Here is a 21,750-nt window from a genome sequence, read left to right as displayed (position 1 = left end):
AGCCGTCCCCCGGAAGTCACTTCCCCGGCACCACGCTCCACGTCCCCTGGCGAAGGAGTATCCTGGCCCTCTCACTCTTCACGGGTAGGGGGCGCTTCCGCGATGACGGGGCGAGTGGCAGTCACACCCCAGAGCGGGCGCGGGGCCGGATGGAGCCTCGGGCCCCTCGTCCTGCTGTGCCTGCTGGGCGCCAGCTCCACCTGGGCGGCCCCCGCGTTGCGTCTGGAGGCCACGCCGCGCCAGCTGCTCTCCGGACGCGACACCCGCTCCACCCTCACCGTCTCCGCCCCCGGGCTCCCTCCAGACGTGCGACTGGCGTGCAGCGCGGGCCGCGTCCTCCCCGCCCGGCGCTCCGCCCCGGACAGGCTCGAGGCCGTCTTCGTCCCGCCTCGCGCCGACGCGCTCGCGCCCATCCTCTGCGCCGCCGTGTCCCCGTCCTCGGGAGCCCACGCCACCGTGGTGCTGGAGGTGCAGCGCCGCCAGGTGTTGCCGCTCTCCGGGCTGCCCCCGCTGGGCCGTGTGGAGGTCCGCATCGGTGAGGCCCTCTACGGCCCCGTGCGCGCCAACGCCACCGGCCAGGCCGAGGTGCCCGTCCTCCTCACCCCCACCGTCGCGCAGGCCACCGTCTCGGCCGCCGCGCCCGGCCAGCCCGCCCAACCCCGGACCATGCCGCTGCCCGTGCCCTCCCGGCCCACGGTGCTGCTGCTCGCCGAGGAGTCCTCCCTCGCGGCCGACGGCGAGCACGGCGTGCGCGTGTGGGCTTTCGGCATCGACAGCCACGGCGAGCCGCTGGAGGCAGCCCCCACCTTCTCGCGCACGGGCGGCACCTTTGAATCCCAGCGCGTCGCCCCGGGCGTCCACCTGGGCACGCTCGTCCCCCATCCCCGGGCCACTCCGAGCGAGGCGCTGCTCACGGCGCAGGCCGGCAACGGCGAGCCCTCCAGCGTCCGCGTGGAGCTGCGGGCCGGGGTGAAGCCCACCCTCCGCCTCGAGGTCGAAGCACTGGAAGGTGGAGCCGCGGGCGCGTTCGTTCATGTGTCCGTCCATGACGAGCGGCGGCGTGCGATGCCCGGAGAGCCCGTGCGCCTCCAGGCCACGCTCGGCGAGGTGGGGCCCGTCCAGGATCAGGGGGATGGCACCTACCTCGCGCGCTACCGGGCACCTCCCGGCGGCGGCCAGGAGCGGTTCGTGGCGTGGATCGACGGCACGCCCCCGGTCTCGTTGGACGCGACGTTCCTTCCCATCCCCCGCCTGACCCTGGAGCTCGGAGGGATGGAGCAGAACGGGCATCAGCTGCCCGCGGATGGCCTCTCCCGGGTGAGCCTCAAGATCTCCGCCCGCGACGCGAAGGGCCTGCTGGCGCCGGACGGCACGGTGCTCCTCCTCTCCACCACGCTCGGCCGGCTCCCCGCCTCCGTGACGACACGCGAGGGCCGCGCCACCGCCGAGCTGGAGTCGGTCCGCCAGACCGGCGAGGCACTCATCCAGGTGCGGTGGGAGGACCAGAGCGTCAGCACCACCGTGCGGCTCATTCCCGGAGAGCCCGCCCGGCTGCGCGTGCGCACCGAGGAGCGCGAGGTGCTCTGCGACGGGAGGGACAGCACGCAGGTGCACCTGCTCGTCGAGGACCTGTACGGCAACCCGCTGGACGGCGTGCCCATCACCCTGCGCGCCGCGGGCACCCAGGCCGAGCACGGGCGCTTCGAGCGCGTGGCGTCGCTGGGCGGCGGGGAGTTCGTCACCCGCTACCACCCTCCCGAGCGGTGCGAGGGCGGCGTGGCCACCGTGCTCGCCGCCGCGCGCGAGGCCCGGGGAGATGCACACCTCACTCTCGCCTCGCGCACGCCCCGGGGCCTCACCCTGCGGCTCGGCGCGCAGAGCAACCTCGGCCGGCTGGTGCAGCCCTCGCTGGAGCTGGAGGCGGACGTGCGGCCCTACGCCCTGGGCGAGCGGCTCGCCGCCAACGCTTCCGTGCAGGTGGCCTGGGGACGCTTCTCGCTGCGCGGCGAGAGCGTGGCGCACGAGCCCTTCGATTTGAACGCCCAGGCCCTCACCACCACCGTGTCCGCGGGCGCGCGCTGGTTCCTGCCGCTCCCCGGCACGCTGTCCGCCTACGCCGGCGCCGGGCTCGACGCGCACCTCGTCCACATCGACTGGCGCCTCAGCCTGGACCCGGGCGGGCAGCGCCAGGTCTCCCCCGCCTTCGGTGGACACGTGCGGCTCGGCCTGGTGTACCCGCTCGGCCCCGGAGAGCTGGTGCTGCAGGGGCGCTACGGCCTCGCCCGGCTCCCCGCGGGCGGCACCTTCCAGGGCCCCATCGGCGGGCTCTCCACCTCACTCGGCTACCGCTTCGCGCTCTGACGAAAGGAGGCTCCGGATGCGCTCCCGTACCGGCCCGCACCCCCTCGCCCTGCTCCTGCTGGCCTGGGGGCTCTCGTGCGACCCCCGCCCGGACACGCCGCGCCTCCAGGCGGTGTCCCCGGAGCGCACCTCCTTCGGCTCGCCCGAGCGGCTGCTGCTCAGCGGCGCCTTCACCCCGGACGTCGCGGTGGACCTGGGCTCGGAGGCCCCACCCTCGCTGGAGAACCGCTTCGAGGTGCGCATCGGCCCCGAGCGCGCCTACGCCGTGCGCTTCCTCTCCCGCGACGCGCTGGAGGCCACCGCCCCGGCCACCCTGCCCCCCGGGCTCCACGACGTCACCGTCACCGACTCCCAGGGCCGCTCCTCCACCCTGCCCGGCGCCTTCGAGGTCATCGACCGCGGCGTGCACCGGCTCGTCTTCGTCACCTCCATGCGCTCGGCCCGCCCCGGCGAGTGGACGGAGCCCATCCGCATCGAGCTGCGAGATCCCTCGGGCCAGCCCGCGCCCACCGCCATTGCCCGCGTGCTGCACATCACCAGTGACTCGGAGACGGGCCGCTTCGCCCGGCTCGGACAGGAGGCGGAGGCCCGGCACGAGCTGGAGGTGACGCTCGCCCCCGGAGAGTCGGGGGTGGATCTGCTCTACCAGGACTCCACACCCGGCTATCACACGCTGGAGTCCAGCAGCCAGGAGCTGCCGCCCATCGCCCAGACGGTGGCCGTGGGACGGCTCGGCCCGCCCACCGCGGTGCGCTTCACCCGGCTGCCCACCTCGGCCCTGGTGGCCGGAGAGCCCGTGGCGCTCACCGTGGACGTGCTGGACTCCAGCGGCGGCCCGGCCTCGCTGCCCGCCACCGGCATCCAGCTCACGCTGCGCACCACCTCGCCCGCGGGCGGGCTGGCCGTCAACGAGGGCGACCCCTACCACCCCGACCTCACCCTCGTGCTCCAGGGCGCCCAGGGCCGCCTGCCCCTCCTTTATAGGGACACGCGCGGCACGGCGGAGGTGTGGCTGTCGGCCAGCGGCTTCAACCGCGACACGTACGGGGCGCTCTCGCCCCACACCGTGAGCCTCGCGGTGCGGCCCGGCCCCACCCGCCGCTTCGAGCTGCAGCGCACCGGCACCGGCCCCCTGCAGGCCGGCGTCCCCGAGCGCTTCACCGTCACGTCGCTCGACGCCTGGAACAACCGCACGCCGTACAACGGCCCGGTGCGGCTGGACACCTTCCCGCTCGACCCGGGCTTCTCCCCCGGCGACATCGAGCTGGAGGTGGGCCTGGCCGCCTTCAACGCCGAGTTCTCCCGGGTACAGACGGTGTCCGTGGTGGCCGAGGACCCCAACACCCAGGACGTGCGCGGCGCCACCCCGGAGCTCGCCGTCCAGGCCGGTCCCCCCGCGCGCCTGACGGTGTCCAACGTGGTGGGGCCCCAGCAGGCCGGCGCGCCCTTCCTGCTCACGCTCGAGGCGCTCGATCGCTTGGGCAACCGGGCGGAGACACCCCTGTCCGCGACACTCACCGCCTCCGGCGTCCCCGAGGGCGCGCTGAGCCCCACCACCAGCGGCACCTTCACGGGCTCCATCACCCTTCCGGTGACCCTCACCGCCGCCGTGGAGGAGACGAGCATCCGCCTCGTAGGGGGAACCGACACGGCACCGGCAGCACTGAGCGCCACCACCGGAGGCTTCGCCGTGCTGCCCGGCGCCACGCAGCGCTTCGTGGTGGAGGACACGGCCGAGACCCAGACGGCGGGCGTCCCCTTCCGGGTGCGCATCCGCGCGGTGGACACCTACGGCAACACCACCCGGGACGTGCACGACCTGGCGCTCGACGCCCAGGGCCTCCTCGCGCACCAGTTCTCTCCCCCCCGCGTCCCTGGCTTCCAGGGCCAGGCCGACGTGGAGCTGACGGTGTTGCTGGCCCTCTCCGGCACGCGGTTGAGCGTCGCCTCCGGCACCACCAAGGGACAGCAGTCCGGCACCTTCTCCGTGAATCCCGGCCCGGTCGCCCGCTTCCAGCCGCAGGTGCCCCCCTGCATCACCGCCTCGGAGCGGTGGAAGCTCACCCTGCAGGCGGTCGACACCTGGAACAACGCCGTCTCCGCCTACTCGGGCACCGTCCGGCTCGCGCTCTCCCCGTTCGGCACCATCAGCCCGAGCGCCACGCCCCCCTTCACCGGCGGCACCCTCACCCTCCCCAACGTCACCTTGAGCGACGTGGCCGGCCGCGAGCCCCAGTCCTGCCTGGAGCTCGTCATCACCGACACCGAGGATGCGCGGAGGACCGTCCGGCAGTGCCTCAACCTGCAGCTGAGCTGCCCCAAGCTCCAATGAGGCCGCGCCCATGAGAATCCGCTCCCGGCTGCTGCTGCTGCTCATCACCATCGCCGCGGCGCCCACGCTGGCGGTGGGCCTGCTGGCCTGGCGTGCCGCGGAGCGGGCGCTCTCGGAGGCGGTGGCCGAGCAGCACCGGCGCACCGCACGGGCCGAGGCCGCGCAGGCCTCCACCCATGTCCTCTCGCTGGCCACGGAGCTGGGCGGCGCGCTGCTGCTCGAGGATCCGCACCGGCTCGGCCCCGCGAGGGCGCAGGAGTTCCTCACCCGCGTCTTCCTGCGGCGGGACGCCATCGCCCAGGTGGGGCTCTTCGATGAGCAGGGCCAGCTGACGGCCTCCGTCTTCGTGGACGACCCCGAGGCCTTCGCGCGGCAGGAGCCGCAGTTCCGCCGCCACGCCACCGTCGCCGCCGGAGAGGTGGAGGACTTCCAGCACCGGGCGGCGGGGCTGCTCTCGCGGGTGCCCGAGGGCCGCGCGTACGCCGTCTCCGCGCCCTACCTGACGGCCGTGCGCCGCCGGCCCGCCGTGGTGGTGGCGGCGCGCGCCTCGGGGACGCAGGCCGGAGGGCTCGCCGCGGAGCTGGGGCTGGAGGAGCTGTCGCAGCGTCTGGCCGAGGGAGGCGCGGGCCACGAGCGCATCTTCCTGCTGGATGGAGCGGGCCGGCTGTTGCTGGACGGAGCGCCGGAGCGCGAACGCCGCCAGGAGGACTTCTCCGGGAAGCTGCCCGGCGCGGCGGGCGCGAAGCAGACGGGGCTGGGGGAGTACGAGGAGGAGGGGCGCGCGTGGCTGGCGGCCTTCAGCCCGGTGCCGGAGTTGGGCTGGGTGGCGGTGGTGGCCCGCCCGCGCGAGGCCGCGCTCGAGCCGCTGCATGCGCTGTCGCGGAGCACCTTCGGGGTGCTGGGCCTGACGCTGGTGGGTGTGCTGGCGCTGGCGCCGGTGCTGGCCCGCGCGCTGGCCCGTCCCATCGCCCGGCTGGCCGAGGGCTCGCGCGAGCTGGCCCGGGGAAACCTCGCCCACCGCATCACCCTCAAGCGCCGGGACGAGCTGGGGGACCTGGCGCGCGCCTTCAACGACATGGGGCAGGCGCTGGAGCAGGCCCACCGGGAGCTGCTGGGCTTCAACGAGCAGCTGGCGGCCCAGGTGGAGGAGCGCACGAAGGAGCTGCGGCAGACGCAGGTGCAGCTCTCGCGCAGCCAGCGCCTGGCGGCCATGGGAGACCTGGCGGCGGGCATGGCGCACGAGATGAACAACCCGCTGGCCGCGGTGCTGGGCAACGTGCAACTGATGCTGATGGACCTGCCGCCGGAGGACCCCTCGCGCCGGATGCTGGGCACCGTGCACCAGCAGGCCCAGCGCATCGCCAGCATCGTCCGCGAGCTGCAACTGCTCTCCGAGCGTCAGCAACTGGGACGGCTGCCGCTGGACCTGCACCGGATGCTGCAGCGGGTGCTGGAGTCACGCGGCCCGGAGCTGACCCAGGTGGGAGTGCAGGTGGACTGCCGCTTCCACCCGGGCGACGTGAAGGTGCTCGGCGACACGCAGGCGCTGGGCGACGTGTTTGGCCGGCTGCTGGGCAACGCGCTCAACGCCATGAGGGACAGGCCCGAGCGCAACCTCGTGCTGACCACGCAGGTGATGGACGCGCAGCTGGTGCGGGTGGAGATGCGGGACACGGGCCGGGGCATTGCCCGCGAGCACCTGGAGCGCATCTTCAACCCCTTCTTCACCACCAAGCAGCAGTGGACGGGAAAGGGCCTGTCGCTGGCCGTGTGCCACCGCGTCGTCGAGGACCACGGGGGCAGCATCACCCTGCACAGCGACGAGGGCGTGGGCACCACCGTCACGCTCGTGCTGCCCGCGGCGCCCGCGTCGGGCGGCCTGGTGTGAGAGACGCGCCAGCCCTCCCTCGGAAGACTGGCGCGTCACCGCCTTGCGTCAGGGAGCCGCGTGGCACGGCTCCTGCCCAGACACGCGGTGCTCGCGCGAGGGCAGCCCGGTGAAGCGGCAGGGCAGCAACGTGCGGGTCGGGGTGAGATGCTGGGGCGAATCGCCATTGGCGAGCTGGCCCTGCGCGTTCACGCCCCAACCCACCGTCGTGCCATCCGCGCGCAGCGCCAGACCGTGGAACCGGCCGAGCGCCACCGCCACCACGTCCGTCAGGCCCTCCAGCGGGGCCGCGGTGAGCCGGGTCTCGAGCACCGTGAGCGGATCAGCGCGGCGCGCCCCCCAGGCCCACACGGTGCCGTCCCTTCGCACCGCCACGGAGAAGGAGTAGCCCGCCGCGATGGCCACCACGTCCGTCAGGCCCTCCACCTGCCCGGGAGTGGGACGGGCCCAGCCCTTCGTCCCGTTGCCGAGCTGGCCATGGGAATTGCCTCCCCAGGCCCACACGGTGCCGTCCGCGCGCAACGCCAGGGAGTGATCGATGCCGGCCGAGATGGCCACCACGTCCGTCAGGCCCAGCGCCCGCACCGGTATGGCCCGAGAGGACTCCCCCGTCCCATCCCCGAGCTGGCCGTCGAGGTTGGAGCCCCAGCTCCACACGGTGCCATCCTCGCGCAACGCCAGGGCATGGCGGCCACTGGTCGCGACGGCCCGTACGCCCAGCAGCCCCTGCACCTGCACGGGAGTGAGGTACTGATTGGCCGGGTCGTACATGTCGAAGCCCACCATGTTGAAACCCCAGGTCCAGACGGTGCCGTCCCCTCGCACCGCCACGGAGCTGAATTCACCCGCCGCGAGCGTCTTCACGTCCGTCAGGCCCACCACCTGCACGGGAGGGCCGTTGAACCAGCCCCCCGTGCCGACCCCGAGCTGGCCGTGGACATTGGAGCCCCAGCCCCAGACGGTGCCATCCCCGCGCAACGCCAGGGTGTGCAACGCACTCGCACTGGAGAAGACGGCCTTGATGTCCGTCACGCCCTCGATGCGCACCGGAGCGTACCGGTCCATCGTGGAACCGTCCCCGGCCCAGAGCTGCCCCTCGCTGTTGCCGCCCCAGCCCCACACGGTGCCGTCCGCGCGCAGCGCCAGGGAGTGGTGCGAACCGGCGGAAATGGCCGCCGTGCTCGAGAGCCCCAACACGGGCGACGGAGCGTGCGGACCCATGATGCTGGTCCCGGTGCCGAGCACCCCCTTCTCGTCGGTGCCCCAAGCCCAGAGGGTGCCATCCTTTCGCAACATCAGCGAGCCGGTGGCGCCGGCCGCCACGGCCACGCCATGCTCCACCCCCATCACCGGCCCCGGGGTGCGCCGCAAGGGCGTGGTCCCCGCCCCGAGCTGGCCGGAGGCATTGGTGCCCCAGCTCCACACGGAACCATCGCCTCTCAAGGCCAGGGAGAAGTTGCGGTTGCCGGCCGAGACGGCGACCACGTCCGACAGGCCCGGCACCCGCACCGGGGTGAGCCGCTCGGTCGTCGTCCCGTCGCCGAGCTGGGCCGTGTAGTTGCTCCCCCAGGCCCACACGGTGCCATCCCCGCGCACCGCCAGGGAGAAGTTGCCGGTACCGGCCGAGACAGCGACCACGTCCGTCAGGCCCGCCACCCGCACCGGGGTGAGCTGCGGCGTCTTCGTCCCATCTCCGAGCTGGCCGAAGGCATTGAAGCCCCAGGCCCACACGGTGCCATCCCCCTTCACCGCCAGGGAGTGCGAGCCACTGGCCGCGATGGCGACCACGTCCGTCAGGCCCGCCACCCGCACCGGGGTGAGCCGCGGCGTCTTCGTGCCATCTCCGAGCTGGCCGTCGGTGTTGGCGCCCCAGCTCCACACCGAGCCGTCCCGTGCGAGCGCCAGGGAGAAGAACCGACCGGCCGCGACGGAGCGCACGTCCGTCAGGCCCGGCACCCGCACCGGGGCAAGCCGTTGGGCCGTCGTCCCATCCCCCAGCTGGCCGGAGGCGTTGGCGCCCCAGCTCCACACGGAGCCATCCTCCCTCACCGCGAGCGAGAAGTTGCCGGTACCGGCCGCGGCGGCCACCACCTCCGTCAGGCCCGGCACCCGCACCGGGGTGAGCCGCGGGGTCGTCGTCCCATCACCGACCTGCCCGTTGCTGTTGGAACCCCAGGCCCACAGGGTGCCGTCCGGCGCTACGGCCAGGGAATCGAACAGGCTTTGCGACAGCACCCCCTGTCTGGACGCATCCCACGCCTTGCCGGGCAGTCCCTCGGCGCGGGCCTGACCGGCCCAGACGGCCACGCACGCCACCAATAAAGTCCTCAGGACGGACCTCGAGCGTCTCCGCAATGGTTCCTCGTTGAGCATGATTCTTCCTGGATGAAGTGAGGAGCTTGAGTACGACAGGAATTGGAAGGTTTGCCCGGGCGGCGGGCTCCTCAGCAGAACACGTGCCACTGTCTGGCTTCGCTCAACCCTCCCAAATCATTGGCGCCTGCTCGCCTGGCCAGACCTCGGGTGACAAAATTTTGTACGCGAGGTGACCAATCTCGTCGTTCCGCCTCGGGCGGAGCCTCGAGAGGCAGCGGCCCGGTGCGGGAGAAGGTCCCCCCGTCGTTCAGCCCCCCGGGGTGAGGGTGCCACGGACAAGGGGTTGAATCCCCTACTGCGTCAGCTCTTCCAGCACTTCGGAGAGGCTGGCGGCCGTCAGGGCTCGAGCGAACCAACGCTCGAGGAGGGCCACGTCCGTGCAGGTCAGGATGCGCTGCCGGGCCTCTTCGCTGACGAGCCAGCCCCGCGCGGCGAGAATCTGAAGCACACTCTCCGCCCGTCCCTGAGCCCGTCCCTGCTCCAGCCCCTTCAGGCGCCCTTGCTCGATGAGTTCCTCGCCATAGGTCCGCATCAGCTCCTCCGCTCGGTGTGTCTCCATGACGGAACGTAGCACTCCGCGCATCGCCGCGCGGACGGTCCTATCCCCAACCTGGAAGAGGTAGCGGACAATCAGGCCCAGTTCCTCGTCCCCATGAGGGGCGGCATGCACTTGTGCGAACAGAGCCGTCCACTCCGGTAGACGGTCGGCCATCTCCCCTGTGCGCCCGTAGCGCAGCACGAGCAAGGCCAACCGGACCAGGGCCGGACCTGGACGCGCCATCAGCGCCTCGGCCCGCTCGGCCGTCAGGTCATCCAGCAGGTACTCGAAGCGCGGCACAAGAGAGCGCCATCCCTCGTGCTCCTCGGCCTCTCCGGGCAGGTCGAAGAGCTCTTCCACCCGGCGGGGTGCCGACCAGGCACCCTCCGGCCCGTGGTACATGACGAGGGGCACCACCACTGGCAGCTTCTCGCTGTCCGGGTTCGCCTTGCGCCAGAGCTCGAGCTGGCGCACCACGTAGCGCAGCATTCGCAGCGCCATCCACCGGTTCACCGAGGACTGGTGCTCCAGCAGCACATAGAGCAACAGCGGACGCCCACCGCGCAGGCGCGCCGAGAAGAGCAGGTCACTCTGGGTCTCCCGCAGCTCCGGATCCACCACGGAGCCGGACTCGCGCCGCAGGGTGGACCAGTCCACCTGGGAGACGACGTGCGCGGGCAGCACGGCACGCAGCTCGGCCGCGGCCCGCTCGGGCTGGCCAAAGGTGAAGCGGGCGAAGAGGTCATGAGGGCCGGGCATGGTGGGCAGCGCCCGAGAAAGCACGCAGCGGGCCAGCGGCGCCGCACAGGGCACCACCCGTCCCGAGGCGTCCATTCCGGCGACTCCCCTCCTGGAGAAGGGACGCCCGCTCCCAATCCAACCCGAGGCGGGGATGAGGGCAAGCGCGCCCAGGTGGGGTGACGCGTCCCCGGACGAACCGCTACGCCCCGCGCTGCTGGCGCTCGTGAAGAACCTCCACGTAGTCGCGCAGCACGCGGAAGGAGTCGCTGTCGTAGACCTGGGGGCCGGAGGTGGAGACGTGCTCTTCCAGGGCGAACAGGGACGAGGTGAGCGCGCGCCAGCCCAGCAGCATCTCCTCGTAGCGGTGTTGCTCGAGCAGGGAGCGGAACTCCACCACCGCGGGCAGGTCCGCGTGACGGTTCATCGGGCCCCAGTTGCGCGCGCGGGAGAGGAGCTCCTCGGTGCCGAGCAGCCGCAACTGCTCCTTGTGGTGGCGGCTGGCCTCCCTCTCCTTGCGCCAGAGGAAGACGGCCAGCGCCACCCACCCGACGAGGAACAACCCGCCCAACAGTCCGAGCACCGTGCAGAGACCCATGGCCGAGAGTTACCTCAAACGGCGCGGCTCCACAGCGAATTGAGCGGGCCGCGCCGTCCTCACATCCGGAGGCCGAGCTGCACGCCGGGCCAGTACCGCACCGAGGTGGCCTCATTCACCCACTGCTCCCGCGCCGGCAGCGTGGTGAGCCGGTAGCGCTCCTCGTCGCGCGCGGCGAGATACACGTTGTAGGTAGGCCCGCCGAAGAAGGCGAAGCGCTCGAAGAGCTGCACCCCGAGCATCAGCCGTCCCTGGCCGAGCACGTTGGAGCTGCCGCCGAAGGGGTCCCTCACGCGCAGCACCGTGCTGCCCGCCACGTCCCCGTCCAGCCACATGCGCTCGCCCAGCGGCAGGTGGAGCCCGAGCCCGAGCCCGAGGCTGAAGCGCTCCAACCGGTCATCCGGCCCGATGCCGCCCAGCAGCGCCGTGTACAGGTACTTGCCGCCGAACTTCACCGCGAGGTTGGTGAGCTGGATGTCGCTGCCGTACAGCTCCACGTGGAACTGGCCCTTCTTCTCGAAGGAGAGCAGCCCCACGGGCACGCCCTTCACCTCCTCGGAGACATTCACCAGGCCGAGCTGCACGCCCGTCACCACCCGGGCCACGTTGATGAGGCCCACCTGCGCGCCCGTGACGTCCCCGCCCACGTTGAGCAGCGCCGCCTGCGCGCCCATCACCTCGCCCGCGCGGTTGAAGCCCATGGCCCACTGCACGCCCCGCACCGAGCCGCCCGTCACGTTCCCCACCCCCGCGCCCTGCAGTCCCGCGAGGTCTCCCCGCGCCACGTTGAGGCCGCCGCTCGCCTGAAGGCCGCTGAAGCTCCCGCCCGTCACGTTGCCGCCCCCGGCGAACTGCACGCCCCACACCGAGCCTGCCGCCACGTTCGCCCCCACCGCCGCCTGCCCCACCCGCACGTCCCCGCCCGCCACGTTCACCCCTCCCGCCAGCTGCAACGCCTCGAGGTCCCCGCCAGCGATGTTCGCCCCCACGGACGCCATCAGCCCGCTCGCCGTCCCCTTCACCACGTTGAAGCCCGGCGATAGCAGCAGGCCGTGGGCCTCCTCCTCGTACCAGTTGGCCACCAGCGACAGCGCCGCGCCCCGCACCCGCACCGCCCGGCCTCCATTCACCACGCCGAACGCGAGCTGGTTCTCCACCCGCCCCCTCGGCGGCCGCAACACGTTGGTGCTCACCTGCGGAATGAGGCTCAGCGACACCGGCACCCGCGTGTAGCTCTGCATCAGGTACAGCCCCTCGGCCTCGGAGCGGCTGGCACGCGCCAGGACCTCGGGATCCACGAGCGTCAGCTCCCCCTCGGCGGCCACGGGCGCCACCTCCGGCCCCCCGCGCGACACCGTGGCCTCCAGGGCAATCGCCTGGAAGCTCGCGGCCGCCAGCGGGGTGCGCTGACCCTCCACCAGCGTGAAGCTCGCCTCGGAGGCGCCGCTCTCCAGCTCGCGCCGCACCTGGTAGCGCCCGGGCGCCAGTCCCAGCTCCGCGGGCCGGCCCGGCAGCTTCTGCACCTCCACCACCAGCGTGCCCGCCTCGTCGCGCACGAAGAGCCGGCCCTCCAGCGCCTCGGCAAGGTACAGCCCCGCCGACGTGGCCCGCAGGTCCGTCATCACCAAGTCCCCCGAGCCCGCCAACTCAATGTCATACGCCGGGTGCTGGGCCCCGCCGCGCGTCTTCTCCGTGCGCGCCAGCGTCTCGTGGAAGGCGAACTGGTAGGCCTCGTTGAGGGTGACGCGCCCGTCCCGCGTGGCATCCGCCGCGCCGCGCAGGCCGGAGATGAGGTGGTGGGTGAAGTAGGAAGCGCCCAGCCGATCGGACTCCTGGGACACCTCGTCCTCGCTGGAGGAGGTGAGGATGGCGTGGCCCTTCACCTTGTTGCCCGAGTCCACGAGGAAGGCGGGCCTGCGGGTGCCGCCCTTGGCACGGGCGAAAGCCCCCGAGGCGCAGCTGTCCAGCACGGCGATGCGCACGTCCGCGGGCAGCGAATCCAGGGCGCGGCGCAGCTCGCCATAACCCAGACGCTCGCCCTTGAGCAGCAGGCCCTCCTCGTCCGAGTGGCCCGAGTAGTAGACGAGCACCTCCACGCGCGAGGCCCCGGAGCCCCGGGCCGCCTCGGTGCGCGCACGCAGCTCCCCGAGCGCCTCCAAGAGCCCCGCGCGCCCCACGTCCACCAGCACGCGCCGGTCCGCGGCGGCCACCCCGCCCAGCTCCCCCAGCACCTTGTCGAAGGAGCGCGCGTCGGACACGGCATAGCGCAGGCGCACGCGTCCGGCCCCGCCGTCGTTGACGCCCACCAGCAGCGCCAGCCGCCGCACCGGGGCCGGCTCCGCGAGCGCGGGCGCGGCCAGCAGCAGGCCCAGCAGGGCGAGGACTCTCGAAGCACTCATGGCGAGGACTTCTCCAGCGTGAAGGAGGCCTGCATGTACCGCGAAGGCAGGGGCAACGGCGAGGTACGGGCCTCCGCGTGCCCGGCGAGCGAGCGGGCGGCGGCGAGCACCTCCTCTAGGGCGAAGGGGGCCTCGGCGGTGACGAGGAAGAAGCGCTCGAAGCCGGGGGCGTCGTCCAGGGCGTAGGCGCCGGGCAGCGCGTGGGTGCCCGCGGGGGCCAGGGGCACCGAGCCGGTGCCGGACTCGGGAGCGTGCAGGGTGACGGTGCCGCGCCCGTCCACCGAGACGATGACGCCATGGGCCCGGCCCGCGGCCACGTAGGCCAGCTGCACCACGTCCCCGGGAGCCGCGAGCGCCCCGTCCGCGAGCGCCTCGGCCGCCCCGGCGCGCTGGCGGTGCACGGTGATCCGCGGCGCCAGGCCCTTCACCCGCGTCTCCTCCACCTCCGGGCCGGGCGGGGCGGACCCCGGGGGCCGCACGAGGACGACGAGCGCCGCGGCCGTGATCGCCGGCACGAGGGCGGCGGCCAGGGGAAAGCGGCGGGCCGGACGCTCCCGCCGGGCCTGGACGAGGCGGGCCTGGGTGGCCACCTGGCGGGCAAGCACGTGGGGCGGGTGCCGGGCCAGGGTGGCGGCGCTGTCCGCCTCGAGCGCGGCGAGCCGGGCGGCGCCGTCCGGCTCCTCCAGGAGGCGGGCCCGGGCACGGGCAAGCTCCTCGGGGGGGAGCTCTCCCAGGGCGATCCTCTCGAGAAGCCAGTCGGGGGTGCGGGTCGGGGAACGCATGCGGCCTCCTGCCAGGGAAGGGAACACCGCGCCCGCCTCCGGCTGTTACCTCCCCTATTCCCCGCGCTTTTCTTCCGGGTGACGCACCCGTGACCTTGCTCCTCCAACTTTCGAGCAGGCACGCGGCGTCTCCGGGCCGACCCGAAGATCGCGCCGGTGTTGACTGTCTGGGAAATCGAGCAGCCCGTGCTTCTAGGCGTGAACAGACCCGAGGTACCGTCCCCCCCCCACTTCCCCCCCCATCGCGATCTCCACCAGTGACCACCGACACCATCGACGCGATCCGCGAGTCCTACCTCTCTGCCCAGCTCGCGGGAAACCGCCGGGAGGCCCTGCGCCTGCTCGTGGACGAGGGAATCCTCCGGGGCATCCCCCTGCCCACCTTGCACCTGGACATCATCCAGAAGGCTCAGTGGGAGATCGGCCGGAAGTGGCAGGAGAACGAGATCTCCGTGGCCCAGGAGCACATGGCCACCGCCATCTCCCAGCTGGCCCTCTCCCACCTCTACCGCCACCTGCAGAGGGATCCGCCCAACGGCCGCCTGGTGATGGTGACGTGCGTGGAGGGCGAGCAGCACGAGCTGGGCGCCCGCATGGCCAGCGACTTCCTGGAGATGGCGGGCTTCGACGTGCGCTTTCTGGGAGCCAACGTTCCCACCGAGCACCTGGTGCGCGAGGTGCTCGAGTCGAAACCCGATTTGCTGGCGTTCTCCGTCACCATGACATACCACCTGCCCGCGTTGCGCAAGGCGGTGGCGGCGGTGCGTGAGGTGGTACCCACGCTACCGATGGCCGTAGGGGGGCTGGCCTTCACCTGGGTTCCCGGGGTGGAGGCGGAATTGGGAGTGCCCTTCTTCGGCAAGGACGCGCGCGAGCTGGTGGCCGCGGCCTGCAGGATGTTCGAGGTCTAGCATGCAGTCGTTGGCCCGTGAGGTGGAGCGCCGCATGCAGCGGCTGGCCGAGGCGTCCGTCTCGGAGCTCTACGAGGACCCCTTCTGGTTCGCCCGCTACGGTGAGGAGCGGGCGCGGCGCTTCGGGAGCGAGGACGCCGTCTTCCACGTGCGCTACCTGGTGCAGGCCCTGGAGGCGAAGGACGCCGGGGTGATGGAGCGCTACGCGCGCTGGCTGCAGGGGCTGCTGGTGCCGCGCGGCATGAGCTCGCGCCACATCGCCGCGCACTTCCAGGGGTTGCAGGCCGCGCTGGTGCGCGAGGGGCTGACGCAGCCGCCCGAGGCGCTGGAGTACGTGCGCGCGGCCGAGTTGGCGCTGGAGTGGCCCGAGGGCGCCGCGCGCGCCGTGCACCAGGCCCTGCCCCAGCTGGTGCCGCAGGCGCTCGCCGAGCTGTCGGCGCGCGAGGGGCCGCTCACCCGGGGGCAGGAGATCCGCCTGGGGGACGAGATGCTGTTGCAGCTGTCCTACCTGATGGACGCGCTGGGCGCGCAGCGGCCGGGGCTCTTCGTGGAGCACGTGCGCTGGTACGCGGGCTTCTGGCCCCACAGGGATTTGCGCTGCAGCTACCGCGGGCTGTTGGAGGCGCTGGAGGCGGCGCTGGCCCGGGATGTCACCGTCTCCGAGGTGCCCCGGGTGACGGTGGCGACGGGGCTGACGGCCCTGGAAAAGGAGCAGTCATGACGACGCCCGTCCCCGCGCCCTTGTGGCACTTCCTGAGCCGCGAGGTGGCGCTGGTGTGCGATGCGTCCGGCACCCTCACCTGGTTGGATGACCGGGCGGGGCGGCTGCTGGAGGCCGTGACCGGTCAGGCGCTGCGCTCGCTGGCGGCGCAGGGCACCGAGGACAAGGTGGACCGGCTCGTCACCCTGGCCCGTGACGAGCGGGTGGAGCGCTGGGAGATCATCCTGTGCGTGGGGGGCATGCCGCGCACCTTCGCCTTCCGGGGCGCGCCGCACGAGGGGGGCGCGGCGCTGGTGGGCAGCCTGGTGCCGGAGGACTACGCCGCCTCGCTCTCGCAGGTGAGCGAGACGATGAGCGAGCTGGCGGGCCTGCACCGCGAGACGGAGCGCCAGCAGCGCGAGCTCAAGCGGCGCGCGGACGAGCTGACCCGCATCAACCGCGAGCTGGAGGAGAGCAACCGCGGCGTGCGCACCCTGCACGCCGAGCTGGACGAGAAGACGGAGAGCCTGGTGCGGGCCGCGGAGATCAAGAGCCGCGTGGTGGCCAACGTGAGCCACGAGTTCCGCACCCCGCTGCACTCCATCCTCGGCCTGGCGCGGCTGCTGCTCAACCCCGCCAACGGCACGCTCACCTCGGAGCAGCACAAGCAGGTGCAGTTCATCCGCTCCTCGGGCGAGGCCCTCTTCGAGCTGGTGAATGACCTGTTGGATCTCTCGAAGATGGAGTCCGGCAAGGCGACGCTGCGGCCGGTGAAGTTCGGCGCCGGGGACTTCCTGGGCGCGCTGCGCGGGATGATGCGGCCGCTGGTGCCGGCGGACTCGGCGGTGGAGCTGCGCTTCGAGCCGCCGCCAGCGGACCTGACGCTGGAGACGGACGAGGCCAAGGTGAGCCAGGTGCTGCGCAACCTGGTGTCCAACGCGCTGAAGTTCACGGAGAAGGGCCACGTCACCGTCTCGGCCGGGCTGGGGCCGGAGGACACGGTGTGCTTCCAGGTGAGCGACACGGGCATCGGCATCGCGCCGCAGCACCACGCGCACATCTTCGAGGAGTTCACCCAGGTGGAGAGCCCGCTGCAGAAGCAGGTGAAGGGCACGGGCCTAGGGCTGGCGCTGTCGCGGCGGCTGGCGGAGTTCCTGGGCGGCAGCCTCACGGTGCAGAGCGCGCCGGGCCGGGGCTCCACCTTCACCTTCACCCTGCCGCGGGTGCACCCGGAGGTGGCGGAGATGGTGGGCATGACCGAGCGCAGCCAGCACCTGGAGCCGGGCCGCGCGCCGGTGCTGGTGCTGGAGGACGACCGGCAGACGCTCTTCCTCTACGAGAAGTACCTGTCGCGCTCGGGCTTCCAGGTGCTGCCGGTGCGCACGGTGGAGGAGGCGCGCCGCACGCTGCAGCGGGTGCGCCCGGCCGCGGTGGTGATGGACGTCATGCTGGAGGGCGAGACGAGCTGGAGCTTCCTCTCCGAGCTCAAGAGCGACGAGGCCACCCGCGACATCCCCATCCTGGTGGTGACGCTGATGGACCGGGAGCAGAAGGCACGCGCGCTGGGCGCCGACGAGTTCTGGCTCAAGCCGGTCGTCGAGGAGCAGCTGCTGCGCAAGCTGGCGGCCATGGCGCGCAGCGGCCCGGTGCAGAAGCTGCTCATCATCGACGACGACGACGTGCACCGCTACCTGCTGCGGCAGCTGCTCAAGGACACGCCCTACGTCCTGTCGGAGGCCGCCACCGGGCCCGAGGGCATCCAGCTGGCGCGCGAGCAGACGCCCGACCTCATCTTCCTGGACTTCGTGCTGCCGGACATGACGGCCTTCGACGTGCTGGACGAGCTGAAGGCGGATCCTCGCACGCGCGACATCCCCGTCATCCTCCACACCTCGCGCCAGTTGCAGGAGGAGGAGCGGCGGCGGCTGGAGAAGGGAACCTCGACCATCCTGGCCAAGCAGACGCTGAGCCGCGAGGTCGCCATCACGCGCATCCGGGACGCGCTGCACAAGACGGGGCTGGGCACCGGCAAGGGCGAGGGAGGCCGCCGTGGCTGAGCTGACTTTTTCCGCGACGATTCTCAACGTCAACGACGACGAGGCGACGCGCTACCTGTCGAGCCGCACCCTGCGGCTGGCGGGCTACCGGGTGCTGGAGGCGGCCACCGGTGAGGAGGCGCTGCAGGTAGCGGCCCAGGAGCGGCCGGACGTGGTGGTGCTGGACGTGAAGCTGCCGGACATCAGCGGCTACGAGGTGTGCCAGCGGCTGAGGGCCCAGCCGCACACCTCCTCCATCGCGGTGATGCACACCTCGGCCACCTTCGTCACGCCGGACAAGAAGGTGCGCGGGCTGGAGGGCGGCGCGGACGCCTACCTCACCGAGCCCTTCGAGGGCGAGGAGCTGATCGCCACGGTGCGCTCGCTTTTGCGCATGCGGCGCGCGGAGCAGGATCTGCGGCGGCGCGCGGAGCACCTGACTGAGGCGGACCGGCGCAAGGATCTGTTCCTGGCCATGCTGGCGCACGAGCTGCGCAACCCCCTGGCGGCCATCACCACGGCGGTGGGCATCCTCGAGCGCCGGGCGACGGTGGACGCGAAGGACGGGAGGATGGTGTCCATCATCCAGCGCCAGACGAACCACCTGGCGCGGCTGGTGGATGACCTGCTGGACGTGAGCCGGCTGACGCGGGGCAAGGTGGAGCTGCGCCAGGCGCGGGTGGACCTGCGGGGCGTGCTGGAGCAGGTGCTCACGGTGTTCCGCCCGCAGGCGGAGAGCAAGCAGCTGAAGCTGGAGTCGAGCCTGCCGCCGGTGCCGCTGTGGATGGAGGCGGACACGACGCGGCTGGTGCAGGTCTTCACCAACCTGCTGGACAACGCGCAGAAGTACACCAACGAGGGTGGAACCATCACGGTGACGGCGGAGCGCCTCTTGTCGGAAGACGGGAGCGCGAGCGCGCGGGTGCGGGTGAAGGACACGGGCATCGGCATCCGGGCGGAGGTATTGCCGTCGGTGTTCGAGCTCTTCTCGCAGGCGGACGAGTCACTGGAGCGCACGCGAGGAGGCCTGGGAATCGGGCTGACGCTGGTGCACAACCTGGTGGAGATGCACGGGGGCCGGGTGGAGGCGCACAGCGAGGGCCCGGGCCGGGGCAGCGAGTTCGTGGTGTGGCTGCCGCTGGTGGCGCAGGTGGCGGACGCGGAGCAGGAGGTGGTGCTGCCGGAGCTGGTGAAGCGGCGGCGGCACATCCTGCTGGTGGAGGACAACGCGGACGCGAGGCAGGCGCTGCAGGAGTTGCTGGAGACGTGGGGCCACCGGGTGGAGGTGGCGGCGGACGGGTTGAGGGGGTTGGAGCTGGCGGTGCAGGGGGCGCCGGAGGTGGCGCTGGTGGACATCGGTCTGCCGGGGCTGGACGGCTACCGGGTGGCGGAGGAGCTGAGGGCGAAGATTGGCCGAGGCATCCGGCTGGTGGCGCTCACGGGCTATGACGGGACGGAGGCTCACAGCCGGGCGAGGGAGGCGGGATTCGACCTGCACCTGGTGAAGCCGGTGAAGCCGGACGACCTGAGCCGCCTGCTCTCGGAGCTGTAGCCGTAGCAGTCGGAGCCGTAGCCCCCCTGCGCACCTATCTCCCCCACTCCGCACCATCCCCTCTCCCCCCGGGAGAGGGACGGGGTGAGGGTATCCGGGCCGGTGTACCCCCCATGCCCCCACGCCGTCCCCAGGGCAACACCCGCGCCCTCACCGTCCCACCCAGGCGGGCGAGCGAGTGCCGAAGGCCGAACATCCGTTCCGCCCATTGGGTGACGAGGTCGCGAATTCCCCGTTCACCGCCCTTCGCAGCGCGGCGCGCCATGGGCAGATAAAGGGCGTGGCCGCGACGCCAGGGGCGCCCTGTCGGCGATGAGTTTCCGTGGCGCGGGCCGACGTCGACATGCAGAGAGTGTTCGTGACGCACCGTCCCAGGGCGAGGCCCCGGGGTTGGGGGTGGTGGGACGAGTCACGCGATCAGCACGGGGGTGTGGTCGTGAAGGCGACGATGGTTGGTCTGGTGACCGTGGCGGGCATGCTGCTGGGAGCGCCGGTGGCGATGGTGGGGTCGCTGTCCACGGAGCCGGCGAGGCCGGGAGCGGCGTGCGAGCCGGGCGCGAGGGACTGCGGGGCCGTGAAGCCGGAGGAGCCGGCGCCCCAGTCGGCGGGCATGGAGAGCCACCACCCCTGTGACTGGGTGGAGACGTGCCAGCTGCCCTGTGGCCGCGAGGGAGGCGAGTGCTGCCACGCGGAGTGGAACTGCCCGCCGGACGCGAACCTGCCGCGGTGCTGAGCCCCCGAGGTCCGGGGAAGCGGGCCGTGGGCTCCTGAACATTCCGGCCGGTTTGCCCTAGGCTGGGTGGGATGGCGTTCGGGCTTGGACGAAGGCGCAGCCTGCTGACGAAGTTCTACGTGGCGCTCCTGATCGCCGTGCTGCCGCTATTGCTGTTGCAGCAGCTGTACGTGTTGCCGGCCATCCGGCAGCAGCTGCGCGACGACCGGATCCGCTCGGTGCGGCAGCTGGTGGAGACGGGCCACGGCATCCTCGAGGCGTACGAGGCGCGGGTGCGTGCGGGCGAGCTGACACCGCGCGAGGCGCAGCGCAAGGCGGCGGCGATGCTCGAGGGCCTGCGCTACGCGAAGGCCGAGTACTACTGGATCAACGACCTGGAGACGCGGCTGGTGATGCACCCCTTCCTGCCGGGGCGGATCGGCGAGGACATGAAGGGGTACCAGGACGTGGCGGGCAAGCGGGTGTTCGTGGACATCGTGGAGCTGGCGCGCCAGGAGGGAGAGGGCGCGGTGGAGTACCTGGCGACGCGTCCGAGAGACCCGCAGCCCATTCCCAAGGTGTCCTACGTGAAGCTGTTCGCGCCGTGGGGCTGGGTACTGGGGACGGGCGTGTACGTGGAGGACATCGAGCAGGAGGTAGCGGCGGTGCAGCGGCGGCTGTGGGTGGCGCTGCTGTCGGGGGTGGGGCTGGCGTTGCTGGCGGGGGTGTACTTCTCGCGGAGGGTGCTGAGGCCGATGCACTCGCTGGTGGACGCGGCGGGGCGGGTGGCGCGGGGGGACTTGAGGGTGAAGGTGGTGGCGCCCTCGCACGACGAGGTGGGGGACCTGGGGCGGGCCTTCAACGCGATGGTGGGGGACGTGCAGCGGATGCTGGGGGAGATGGGGGAGGTGTCGAAGGCGACGGAGACGGACGCGCGGCACATCCACCGCTCGGCGAACGGGCTGAGGAAGGCGGCGCAGGAGCAGTCGAGGTCGCTGCGGAGCATGACGGACGCGGTGATGGGGATGACGCAGGAGCTGGCGATGGGGGCGAGCCAGGCGGAGCTGACGGCGCGGACGGCGGAGGCGAACGAGCAGGCGGCGCGCGAGGGCGGGGCGGTGGTGAGGGGGACGGGGGAGAAGATGAAGGAGATAGCGCAGGTGGTGGAGCGCTCGGCGCGGATGGTGGAGCGGCTGACGGAGTGGAGCGCGGAGGTGGAGCGGGCGGTGGAGCTGATCTCCGACGTGGCGGATCAGACGCGGGTGCTGGCGGTGAACACGGCCATCGAGGCGATGAGGGCGGGGGAGAACGGGAAGGGGTTCGCGGTGGTGGCGCAGGAGGTGCGCAACCTGGCGGAGCGGGCGAGGACGGCGGCGGAGCGGATTGGCGCGCTGATGAAGGAGAGCCAGACGGAGACGGAAGCGGCGGCGTCGGCGATGAAGCAGGGGCGGCTGAAGGTGAGCGAGGGGCTGGCGCTGTCGGGGGAGACGGGGAAGGCGCTGGAGCGGATCGTCGCGGGGGCGGAGGAGATCCAGCGGAGGGTGAAGGACACGGCGAGGGCGCACGCATCGCAGGCGGAGACGGGCGAGGCGCTCACGTTGCGGATCCACGCGCTATCGAACCAGGCGGTGGAGTCAGCGATGGACGTGGAGCAGATAACAAAGGCGGTGGAGGACCTGGAGGCGAGGGCGCGCCAGCTGAGGGAGATGGTGACGCGCTTCCAGGTGGAGCGGCCATCGCAGAAAGAGAAACCCGAGCCCACCCTCCCCTCTCCCTCCGGACAACTCCCCTCGCCCCCCGGGAGAGGGACGGGGTGAGGGTGCCACG

14 protein-coding genes are annotated in these 21,750 nt (G+C 72.3%); 9 read left to right on the top strand and 5 right to left on the bottom strand.

All coding sequences use genetic code 11. The annotated features are described in order from the left end of the window. The first annotated feature begins 114 nt into the window (after window positions 1-114). Genes NR798_RS02080 through NR798_RS02070 form a run of 3 tightly spaced genes read left to right on the top strand, consistent with a single transcriptional unit; the run spans window position 115 to window position 6,581 of the window. On the top strand, window positions 115-2,361 hold the full coding sequence (locus NR798_RS02080) for a hypothetical protein (protein ID WP_375769697.1): 2,247 nt from the start codon (window positions 115-117) through the stop codon (window positions 2,359-2,361). A 16-nt stretch (window positions 2,362-2,377) separates the two neighbouring features. Next, window positions 2,378-4,693, top strand: coding sequence for a hypothetical protein (locus NR798_RS02075; protein WP_375769696.1), 2,316 nt, complete (start codon window positions 2,378-2,380; stop codon window positions 4,691-4,693). 10 nt (window positions 4,694-4,703) lie between these two features. Further along, window positions 4,704-6,581 (top strand): ATP-binding protein, encoded by a 1,878-nt coding sequence (locus NR798_RS02070; protein ID WP_375769695.1) that lies wholly within the window; start codon window positions 4,704-4,706, stop codon window positions 6,579-6,581. A 48-nt stretch (window positions 6,582-6,629) separates the two neighbouring features. Here NR798_RS02070 and NR798_RS02065 read toward each other — a convergent pair whose 3' ends face one another. The 5 genes from NR798_RS02065 to NR798_RS02045 all read right to left on the bottom strand — a co-directional run bounded on the left by NR798_RS02065 (window position 6,630) and on the right by NR798_RS02045 (window position 14,012). Continuing rightward, window positions 6,630-8,888, bottom strand: coding sequence for an RCC1 repeat-containing protein (locus NR798_RS02065; RefSeq protein WP_375769694.1), 2,259 nt, complete (start codon window positions 8,886-8,888; stop codon window positions 6,630-6,632). 361 nt (window positions 8,889-9,249) lie between these two features. Beyond that, complete coding sequence (locus NR798_RS02060) at window positions 9,250-10,329, bottom strand: Rpn family recombination-promoting nuclease/putative transposase (protein ID WP_375769693.1); 1,080 nt, start codon at window positions 10,327-10,329, stop codon at window positions 9,250-9,252. Window positions 10,330-10,435: 106 nt separating this feature from the next. Then, entirely contained in the window at window positions 10,436-10,831 is a 396-nt protein-coding gene (locus NR798_RS02055; RefSeq protein ID WP_375769692.1) for a hypothetical protein, read from the bottom strand. Between the two features lie 59 nt (window positions 10,832-10,890). Next, entirely contained in the window at window positions 10,891-13,230 is a 2,340-nt protein-coding gene (locus NR798_RS02050; protein WP_375769691.1) for a caspase family protein, read from the bottom strand. Then, window positions 13,227-14,012, bottom strand: a complete 786-nt coding sequence (locus NR798_RS02045) for an ActD-like protein (RefSeq protein ID WP_375769690.1) — start codon at window positions 14,010-14,012, stop codon at window positions 13,227-13,229. Before NR798_RS02045 ends, NR798_RS02050 begins: the two co-directional genes overlap by 4 nt. A gap of 257 nt (window positions 14,013-14,269) precedes the next feature. On the opposite strand from NR798_RS02045, the gene NR798_RS02040 reads away from it, so the two are divergent. The 6 genes from NR798_RS02040 to NR798_RS02015 all read left to right on the top strand — a co-directional run bounded on the left by NR798_RS02040 (window position 14,270) and on the right by NR798_RS02015 (window position 21,740). Further along, window positions 14,270-14,923, top strand: coding sequence for a B12-binding domain-containing protein (locus NR798_RS02040; protein WP_375769689.1), 654 nt, complete (start codon window positions 14,270-14,272; stop codon window positions 14,921-14,923). Between the two features lies 1 nt (window position 14,924). Continuing rightward, a complete protein-coding gene (locus NR798_RS02035; RefSeq protein ID WP_375769688.1) occupies window positions 14,925-15,644 on the top strand; it encodes a hypothetical protein in 720 nt (239 codons plus the stop codon). Further along, a complete protein-coding gene (locus tag NR798_RS02030) occupies window positions 15,641-17,680 on the top strand; it encodes a response regulator (RefSeq protein WP_375769687.1) in 2,040 nt (679 codons plus the stop codon). Before NR798_RS02035 ends, NR798_RS02030 begins: the two co-directional genes overlap by 4 nt. After that, on the top strand, window positions 17,673-19,211 hold the full coding sequence (locus NR798_RS02025) for a response regulator (protein WP_375769686.1): 1,539 nt from the start codon (window positions 17,673-17,675) through the stop codon (window positions 19,209-19,211). Before NR798_RS02030 ends, NR798_RS02025 begins: the two co-directional genes overlap by 8 nt. Window positions 19,212-19,659: 448 nt before the next feature. Beyond that, entirely contained in the window at window positions 19,660-19,944 is a 285-nt protein-coding gene (locus tag NR798_RS02020) for a hypothetical protein (RefSeq protein WP_375769685.1), read from the top strand. A gap of 71 nt (window positions 19,945-20,015) precedes the next feature. Continuing rightward, window positions 20,016-21,740 (top strand): methyl-accepting chemotaxis protein, encoded by a 1,725-nt coding sequence (locus NR798_RS02015; protein WP_375769684.1) that lies wholly within the window; start codon window positions 20,016-20,018, stop codon window positions 21,738-21,740. Window positions 21,741-21,750: the final 10 nt, after the last annotated feature.

This window comes from Archangium gephyra (genome assembly GCF_042230915.1).
In the GTDB taxonomy this organism is placed as follows: Bacteria; Myxococcota; Myxococcia; order Myxococcales; family Myxococcaceae; genus Archangium; species Archangium gephyra_B.
This window is presented reverse-complemented; position numbering and strand designations above follow the sequence as displayed.